A 7,507-nucleotide genomic window follows, 5' to 3' on the forward strand; every position below is an offset into this window, starting at 1 on the left:
CCCGACAGGTCTTTTTCAAAGGAACCTCATCCACCGGAGTGGACGGGGTATCAACTTCTGGCGTTGATTTTTGGCACGCTGTTGAGTTCTCAAGGTACGGACGCTTCCTTTGTTCCTGTTTCCAGGCCCTCCGGGCGCTTCCTTCGTTTCCAACTCTACCAGATCATTTCCGCGCCGTTTCCGACTTGGATTTGAATTCCGGTGGCCGTTGGAGGCCTTTGCCTTTCGGCGCTCCACCACGTTAGCGCTTATCCCCTGCAACTCATAATCGAGCCGTCGGATTCGAATTCGGGCACGCCGAAATCGACCCCGCCAGGGGCGCGTCGTAGGTAGTGGTTTGGCCGCTCCCGCGGGGTCTGCGATGGCAGTGTCCCGTTCCAGCGGCTCGGGCTACGTTAGGCGTCGCCAAAGATCGAGTCAAGTTGAACGGCGGCGCGGCGCGTGGGCGCGGTACGGGCTGACGGTGGGGTCGCCGCTGATCCAGTAGCGGTACGGATGGGCCGCGCCGGCGCCGCCGACACCCGTGCGGGGGCCGTTCCCGACCTGGTCGGGAGGGGTGGCCGTGCCGGCGAGGAGGGAAAGGGGGGAATCGGGTCCCCCGCAGAGGTCGGTGCCGTCGAGGGAGCGGTCCACGGCCAGGGCCGTGGCCAGGCGAGCCGGACCCTTGGCGAGTTCTCGTGGGTTTCTGGCCGTAAGTCGACGTTTGGCGGCCAGGTCGGCGCCCGCCGTCACCTCTCCCGCGCGGAGCAGTACGCCGCTCGCGTGGCCCGGGGGGCCGCAGACGAGGTTGAGGCTGAACCACATGCCGTAGATGAAGTAGACGTACGCGTGTCCGGGCGGGCCGAACATCGACGCGTTGCGGGCGGTGCGGCCGCGGTAGGCGTGGGAGCCCGGATCGGCCTCGCCCTCGTACGCCTCCACCTCCGTGATGCGCAGCTCCACCGGGCCCTCCGGGGTGCGGCGGACCAGGGTCCGGCCGAGCAGGTCGGGGGCCACCGTGAGGACCGGGCGGTCGAAGAAGGACCGGGGCAGGGGCGTACGGTCGGGGCGCGCGCTCATCCGGCCGAGCGTAGTGGACCGCGCGCCCGTGCAACCGGGGCCTAAGGTTCCGCAGTGGTAGGGGGTGGGACGGGCGGCCGGTCGGGCCGGCCGCCGCCTCTGGGAACCGTATCCGTATATCCGTATAGGGGAGATTGACATGGGGTTCAGGAAGCTGCTCGCGAGCCTGGGTGCCGGTGGCGCTTCGGTGGACACGATCATCACCGAGCCGAACGTGGTGCCGGGCGGGATCGTCCAGGGCGAGGTGCGGATCCAGGGCGGGTCCGTGGAGCAGCAGATCGAGGGGCTGTCGGTGGGGCTCCAGGCGCGGGTGGAGGTGGAGGGCGGCGACCACGAGTACAAGCAGGACGTCGTCTTCACCAAGCAGCGCCTCGGCGGTGCCTTCAAGGTGCAGCCGAACGCCCTGCACGTGGTGCCCTTCGCGCTGGAGATCCCGGCGGAGACGCCGATCACCCACTTCGAGGGCCACCCCCTGCACGGGATGAGCATCGGGGTGAGCACCGAGCTGGAGATCGCCCGCGCGGTGGACGCCGGTGACCTGGACCCGATCAACGTGCACCCCGTGCCGGCGCAGCAGGCGATCCTCGACGCGTTCCGGCAGCTGGGCTTCTCCTTCCGCAGCGCGGACATGGAGCGCGGGCACATCCGCGGGACGCGCCAGACGCTGCCCTTCTACCAGGAGATCGAGTTCCTGCCGCCGTCGCAGTACCGGGGCCTGAACCAGGTCGAGCTGACCTTCGTCTCGGACGGGCGCGAGATGGACGTCGTGCTGGAGATGGACAAGAAGCCGGGGCTGTTCAGCGAGGGCAGCGACACCTACCGCTGCTTCCAGGTGGGTCTGCACTCGTACGAGGGGACCGACTGGGCGGCGTACCTGAACCAGTGGATCGCCTCGGTCGGTTCGCAGCGCAACTGGTTCTAGTCTCGGGCCCGTAGGACTTCTTCGATCAAGGAGTACAGCAGTGACCGAGCGGAACAGGGCTCCTCTTCCCCACGCCTTCCACCCCGAGGTGCCCGCCTTCACGGTGGCCAGTGCCGATCTCGCGCCCGGTGCGGATCTGGGCGACGCGCAGGTGCTGGCGGGCGGGAACGTCTCCCCGCAGCTGCGCTGGGAGGGTTTCCCCGAGGGGACGAAGAGCTTCGCGGTGACCTGCTTCGACCCGGACGCGCCGACGGGCAGCGGGTTCTGGCACTGGGTGCTCTTCGACGTCCCCGCGTCCGTCACCGAGCTGCCGGCCGGGGCGGGCAGCGGGAAGTTCGAGGGGCTGCCGGCCGGTGCGGTGCACGTGCGCAACGACTACGGGACGAAGGACTTCGGCGGTGCGGCCCCGCCGGCCGGGGAGCGGCACCGGTACGTGTTCACGGTGTACGCCGTGGACCGGGAGAAGCTCGGCCCGGACGCGGACGCGTCGTGTGCCGTGGTCGGTTTCCATCTGCGGTTCCACGCGCTCGGCCGTGCGCAGCTGATCGGTGAGTACGAGGCGCCGGCGAGCTGATCGTTCTCCCGGCGTTGGCCCGGTCCTGGTCTAAATGAGGCCGGGACCGGGCATTTTTATTGCGTTGTCCCGCGTGGCGCGCGCGGCCAGAGTGGTTGCGGGCCCTGTCGCCAGGGTGGTCGCGGGCCTGCACACGGGAGGTGGGCGAGATGCGGGACACGCTGGTACTGAACGCGAGCTTCGAGCCGCTGTCGACGGTGTCGCTGAACCGGGCCGTCGTTCTGGTGCTCCAGGACAAGGCCGTGGTGGAACAGTCGCATCCCGGGCTGCGTGTGCGGGCGGCCGCGCTGGACCTTCCGATGCCCCGGGTGATCCGGCTGTGCAGGTACGTCCGGGTGCCGTTCCGAAGACATGCTCCCTGGTCGCGGCGGGGGGTGCTGGTCCGTGACCAGCACCGGTGCGCGTACTGCGGGAAGCGCGCGACGACCGTGGACCACGTGCTGCCGAGGGCGCAGGGGGGCGGGGACACCTGGCTGAACACGGTGGCGTCCTGCGCCGAGGACAACCACCGCAAGGCGGCGCGGACCCCGGAGGAGGCGGGAATGCCCCTGCTGCGGGAGCCGTTCGTGCCGTCGCCGGCGGATGCGATGCTGCTCGCGCTGGGGGTGGGCGGCCAGGAGGCGCTGCCCGATTGGCTGGCGCGCTCCGCCTGAGTCCGGTCCGCCCGGCGTGCCCCGTCCGCCCCGTGCGCCGCCCCGTGCCGCGCACGGGGCGGCGTATTTCTTCTACGTCGTTCAGCGGAGCAGCAGTTGGGCGATGGCCAGGAGGCCGACCGTCACGATGACGCCGCGCAGGACGGTCGGGGAGAGCCGCCGGCCGACCTTGGCACCGACCTGGCCGCCGATGGTGGAGCCGACGGCGATGAGCAGGACGGCCGTCCAGTCGAACTCGGCGACGAAGAGGAAGAAGACGGCCGCGATGCCGTTGACGAGTGCGGCGATGACGTTCTTGACGGCGTTGGTGCGCTGCAGGTCCTCGTGGAGCAGCAGGCCCATCAGGCCGAGGTAGAGCACTCCCTGGGCGGCGCCGAAGTAGCCGCCGTACGCGCTGGCGAGGAACATGCCCGTCAGCAGGGCCGGGCCGCCGTCGGGGTGTCCGGTGTCGCCTCCGGCGGCTTCCTGGCGGCGGCGCAGGCCGGCGGCGAGCTTCGGCTGGAGGACGACGAGCACGAGGGCCAGGCCGATGAGGACGGGCACGATCGTGTCGAAGGAGTCCGACGGCAGGGTCAGCAGCAGGACGGCGCCCGCGAGCCCGCCGACGAGGGAGACGGCGCCGAGCCTCAGGACGCGGGCGCGCTGTCCGCGGAGTTCCTTGCGGTAGCCGAAGGCCCCGCTGAGGGAACCGGGCACCAGGCCGAGGGTGTTGGAGACGTTGGCGGTCACCGGGGGCAGGCCGGTGGCGAGCAGCACCGGGAAGGTGATCAGGGTGCCGGAACCGACGATGGTGTTGATCGTGCCGGCGCCGATTCCGGCCGCGAGGACCGCGAGTGATTCCCAGTTGGACATGGACATGGACGGAGCCATCCCCTTTGTGTGAGTGAGTCGCCTCCCCGCCATGAAGGTCGAGGGGCCTCACCGATCATGCACGAAGGGGAGGACCGCGTCAGTCGATGGGGGGCTGTTCCCGGCGCTCGGCCCCGCTGTCGGCGCCGGGGGCTCCCTTGCCGGTGTTCTGCGGGTTGAAGCCCGTCGGGCTCCCGCCCAGGGGGCCGAAGTTGCCCATGGCGCCCGAGAGGCCCTTGAGCGCGTCCCCGATCTCGCTGGGCACGATCCAGAGCTTGTTGGCGTCACCCTCGGCGATCTTCGGGAGCATCTGGAGGTACTGGTAGGCGAGGAGCTTCTGGTCGGCGTCGCCGGCGTGGATGGACTCGAAGACCGTGCGGATGGCCTGGGCCTCGCCCTCGGCCTTGAGGGCGGCGGCCTTGGCCTCGCCCTCGGCGCGCAGGATGGAGGACTGCTTCTCGCCCTCGGCGCGCAGGATCTCGGACTGGCGGACGCCTTCGGCCTGGAGGATCGCGGCGCGCTTGTCGCGGTCGGCGCGCATCTGCTTCTCCATCGAGTCCTGGATGGAGGTCGGCGGCTCGATGGCCTTGAGCTCGACGCGGTTGACGCGGATGCCCCACTTGCCGGTGGCCTCGTCGAGGACCCCGCGCAGCGCCGCGTTGATCTCCTCGCGGGAGGTGAGGGTCCGTTCCAGGTCCATGCCGCCGATGATGTTGCGCAGCGTGGTGACGGTGAGCTGCTCGATCGCCTGGATGTAGCTGGCCACTTCGTACGTCGCGGCGCGGGCGTCGGTCACCTGGTAGTAGATGACGGTGTCGATGTTGACGACCAGGTTGTCCTGGGTGATGACCGGCTGCGGCGGGAAGGGGACGACCTGCTCGCGGAGGTCGATCCGGTTGCGGATGGAGTCGATGAACGGGACGACTATGTTGAGGCCCGCGTTGAGGGTGCGCGTGTAGCGGCCGAACCGCTCGACGATGGCTGCGCTGGCCTGCGGGATCACCTGGATCGTCTTGACCAGGGCGATGAAGACCAGTACCACCAGGATGATCAGGACGATGATGATCGGTTGCATGCGGTTCCCCGTGCCCTTCCGGCTGTCTGTGCTGCCCCGTTGAGCGGAGTCTCGCAGACCCCGGGGCCGCGGGTGGGCTGCTTGCTCACATGACGACCGCGGTCGCGCCGTCGATGTCCACGACGTCGACGGACTGGCCGGGTTCGAAACTGCTGTGGGAGTCGAGCGTCCGGGCGGACCAGACCTCGCCGGCGAGCTTGATGCGGCCGCCGCTGCCGTCGACCCGTTCGAGCACGACGGCGGTCCTGCCCTTCAACGCCTCGATGCCGGTGCGGTGTTGGGGCCTCTGGTCGCGGTGCCGGTTGGCGATGGGCCGGACGACGGCGATCAGCGCGACCGACACGGCGACGAAGACCAGGACCTGGGCCACCGCTCCCCCGCCGAGGGCCGCCGTGACGGCGGCGGCGACGGCGCCGACGGCGAACATGCCGAACTCCGGCATCGCGGTGAGGACGAGCGGGATGCCCAGTCCGACCGCGCCGATGAGCCACCACACCCATGCGTCGATGTCCACATGGTCATGGTAGGTCGGGTGGGCGCGGCCTGGACAGGGTGCGAAGGCCGTCCTCCGGGCGCCGGGGTGCGTCAGCGCAGGGGCAGGCCCTGGGCGGTCCAGCGGTCGTGGTCGTTGCGCTCGACGACCAGCGGGAGCCCGAAGCAGAGCGACAGGTTGCGCGAGGTCAGCTCCAGGTCGATGGGGCCGGCGGTGACGACCTTGCCCTGCCGGATCATCAGGACGTGCGTGAAGCCGGGGGCGATCTCCTCGACGTGGTGCGTGACCATGACCATGGACGGGGCCATGGGGTCGCGGGCCAGGCGGCCGAGGCGGCGGACGAGGTCCTCGCGGCCGCCGAGGTCGAGGCCGGCGGCGGGCTCGTCGAGCAGGAGGAGCTCGGGGTCGGTCATCAGGGCGCGGGCGATCAGGGTGCGCTTGCGCTCGCCCTCGGAGAGGGTGCCGAACTTGCGGTCGAGGTAGTCGGACATGCCCAGGCGGTCGAGGAAGGCGCGGGCGCGCTGCTCGTCGACCTCCTCGTACTCCTCCTGCCAGGTCGCGGTCATGCCGTAGGCGGCGGTGAGCACGGTCTGCAGGACGGTCTGCCGCTTGGGGAGCTTGTCGGCGAGCGCGATGCCGGCGACGCCGATGCGCGGGCGCAGCTCGAAGACGTCGCTGCCGGGCTTGCCGAGGGTGCTGCCGAGGATGGTGGCGGAACCCTTGGTGGGGAAGAGGTAGCTGGAGGCGAGGTTCAGCAGCGTGGTCTTGCCGGCGCCGTTGGGGCCGAGGATGACCCAGCGCTCCCCCTCCTTCACCGACCAGGAGACCTGGTCCACCAGAGCCCGGCCCTCGCGGACCACGGATACGTCCACCAGCTCCAGAACATCGCTCATGAGCGTGTTGTCACCCCTTGCAGTCACGGTTCTCTGTGCGCCGGCAGGCGCAGCCCCAGGGGAAAACCTACGCCACTCGGGGACGGGTCCGGGCCCCAGGCCGGGTCGGGGGCCGGATCCGTAGAGTGGGGGGATGCTTTTCGAACCGCGTTCAGGGCGGCTGGCCGCCTGGGGGAACGCTCTGCTGGCCGGTCGTGTCTCGCCCGACGAGGCCGCGTCGTCGATCGTGGGCGAGGACGCCGTGCACCGCGTGGCGGGGTTGCCGGGCGAGCCGGGTCCGGTGGGGCTCACGCTGGCGCTGGGGCGGCTGCGCGCTCTGGGGGTGACGGGGATGCGGGTGGCGCTGCCGGCGCCGGGGCATCCGCTGGGCCTGAGCGGGCCGCCGGAGTTCAACGCGCGGGCGCTGGAGGCCGAGGAGGCGGTGGTGTGCGCGGGGGCCGCGCTGGGGCTGGTGCCGGAGGTCGAGGAGGCCGGTCCGGCGGGCGACGTGCACGTCTCGGTGGTGTGGCGGTGCCTGCCGGTGCGGGAGGCCCCGCCGGCGGACGTGCCGTCGCTGGGTGAGGCGGAGCGGGAGCTGGCCGAGGCGCTGCGCGAGGCGACGGTGGTGCTGACGCGGCTGGACGTGGCGGGGTCGGGGCCGGTGGCCGAGGCCGCGCTGTCGGCGTACCGGGCGCGGGCGGAGGCGGGCCGGGAGGTGCTGGCGCCCGGGTATCCGGCGCGGGCGGTGCGGGTGCTGGCGCTGGCGCAGCGGGTGGACCTGATGGTGTCGCTGGCGTACGAGCGGGGACACGGGGGCGCGGTGGCGGCCTCGGAGATGGCGGCCCGGGCCGAGGCGCTGCGGCCGGTGGAGCGGGTGGCCCGGCGGGCGCTGGTGGCGGCCTACAACGCCCCGGTGGAGGCGCGCGAGCGGTAGTGCCGGGGCCCCGGGCACCGGTGGCGGCGTACGACGCCCCGGTGGAGAAGCGCGAGCCGTAGTGCCGGAGCCCCGG

At 71.2% G+C, this 7,507-nt stretch carries 10 protein-coding genes; 5 read left to right on the forward strand and 5 right to left on the reverse strand.

Annotated features, from left to right (window positions below):
* Positions 1-195: hypothetical protein (locus AB0469_RS11795; protein ID WP_366451181.1), on the forward strand; the 195-nt coding region annotated here is incomplete at its 5' end.
* A gap of 222 nt (positions 196-417) precedes the next feature.
* On the opposite strand, the gene AB0469_RS11800 is transcribed toward AB0469_RS11795, so the two are convergent.
* Positions 418-1,059: a DNA-3-methyladenine glycosylase gene (locus tag AB0469_RS11800; RefSeq protein ID WP_366451182.1), complete on the reverse strand. Its 642-nt coding sequence runs from the start codon at positions 1,057-1,059 to the stop codon at positions 418-420.
* A gap of 139 nt (positions 1,060-1,198) precedes the next feature.
* Between AB0469_RS11800 and AB0469_RS11805 the strand changes: the two genes are divergently transcribed.
* The 3 genes from AB0469_RS11805 (at position 1,199) to AB0469_RS11815 (ending at position 3,208) form a co-directional block, all read left to right on the forward strand.
* The gene (locus AB0469_RS11805) at positions 1,199-1,981 is read left to right on the forward strand and encodes a sporulation protein (protein WP_042817243.1); all 783 of its coding nucleotides are present in this window, start codon (positions 1,199-1,201) and stop codon (positions 1,979-1,981) included.
* Between the two features lie 40 nt (positions 1,982-2,021).
* The gene (locus AB0469_RS11810; RefSeq protein WP_366451183.1) at positions 2,022-2,555 is read left to right on the forward strand and encodes a YbhB/YbcL family Raf kinase inhibitor-like protein; all 534 of its coding nucleotides are present in this window, start codon (positions 2,022-2,024) and stop codon (positions 2,553-2,555) included.
* A gap of 149 nt (positions 2,556-2,704) precedes the next feature.
* On the forward strand, positions 2,705-3,208 hold the full coding sequence (locus AB0469_RS11815; RefSeq protein WP_366451184.1) for an HNH endonuclease: 504 nt from the start codon (positions 2,705-2,707) through the stop codon (positions 3,206-3,208).
* A gap of 81 nt (positions 3,209-3,289) precedes the next feature.
* On the opposite strand, the gene AB0469_RS11820 is transcribed toward AB0469_RS11815, so the two are convergent.
* The 4 genes from AB0469_RS11820 to AB0469_RS11835 form a co-directional block, all read right to left on the reverse strand.
* A complete protein-coding gene (locus AB0469_RS11820; protein WP_366451410.1) occupies positions 3,290-4,060 on the reverse strand; it encodes a sulfite exporter TauE/SafE family protein in 771 nt (256 codons plus the stop codon).
* A gap of 97 nt (positions 4,061-4,157) precedes the next feature.
* Positions 4,158-5,132, reverse strand: coding sequence for an SPFH domain-containing protein (locus tag AB0469_RS11825; protein WP_042817240.1), 975 nt, complete (start codon positions 5,130-5,132; stop codon positions 4,158-4,160).
* Positions 5,133-5,217: 85 nt separating this feature from the next.
* Positions 5,218-5,646 (reverse strand): NfeD family protein, encoded by a 429-nt coding sequence (locus AB0469_RS11830; protein WP_366451185.1) that lies wholly within the window; start codon positions 5,644-5,646, stop codon positions 5,218-5,220.
* A gap of 71 nt (positions 5,647-5,717) precedes the next feature.
* The gene (locus tag AB0469_RS11835) at positions 5,718-6,518 is read right to left on the reverse strand and encodes an ABC transporter ATP-binding protein (protein WP_042817238.1); all 801 of its coding nucleotides are present in this window, start codon (positions 6,516-6,518) and stop codon (positions 5,718-5,720) included.
* A gap of 133 nt (positions 6,519-6,651) precedes the next feature.
* On the opposite strand from AB0469_RS11835, the gene AB0469_RS11840 reads away from it, so the two are divergent.
* On the forward strand, positions 6,652-7,431 hold the full coding sequence (locus AB0469_RS11840) for a hypothetical protein (protein WP_366451186.1): 780 nt from the start codon (positions 6,652-6,654) through the stop codon (positions 7,429-7,431).
* Positions 7,432-7,507: the final 76 nt, after the last annotated feature.

The organism is Streptomyces sp. NPDC093801, assembly GCF_040701585.1.
GTDB lineage: Bacteria > Actinomycetota > Actinomycetes > Streptomycetales > Streptomycetaceae > Streptomyces.

Excerpts from the sequence above, each read along its gene's own strand:
- AB0469_RS11800 (WP_366451182.1), bottom strand. The coding sequence starts at position 1,059 with ATGAGCGCGCGCCCCGACCGTACGCCCCTGCCCCGGTCCTTCTTCGAC.
- AB0469_RS11805 (WP_042817243.1), top strand. The coding sequence starts at position 1,199 with ATGGGGTTCAGGAAGCTGCTCGCGAGCCTGGGTGCCGGTGGCGCTTCG.
- AB0469_RS11815 (WP_366451184.1), top strand. The coding sequence starts at position 2,705 with ATGCGGGACACGCTGGTACTGAACGCGAGCTTCGAGCCGCTGTCGACG.
- AB0469_RS11820 (WP_366451410.1), bottom strand. The coding sequence starts at position 4,060 with ATGTCCAACTGGGAATCACTCGCGGTCCTCGCGGCCGGAATCGGCGCC.
- AB0469_RS11825 (WP_042817240.1), bottom strand. The coding sequence starts at position 5,132 with ATGCAACCGATCATCATCGTCCTGATCATCCTGGTGGTACTGGTCTTC.
- AB0469_RS11835 (WP_042817238.1), bottom strand. The coding sequence starts at position 6,518 with ATGAGCGATGTTCTGGAGCTGGTGGACGTATCCGTGGTCCGCGAGGGC.
- AB0469_RS11840 (WP_366451186.1), top strand. The coding sequence starts at position 6,652 with ATGCTTTTCGAACCGCGTTCAGGGCGGCTGGCCGCCTGGGGGAACGCT.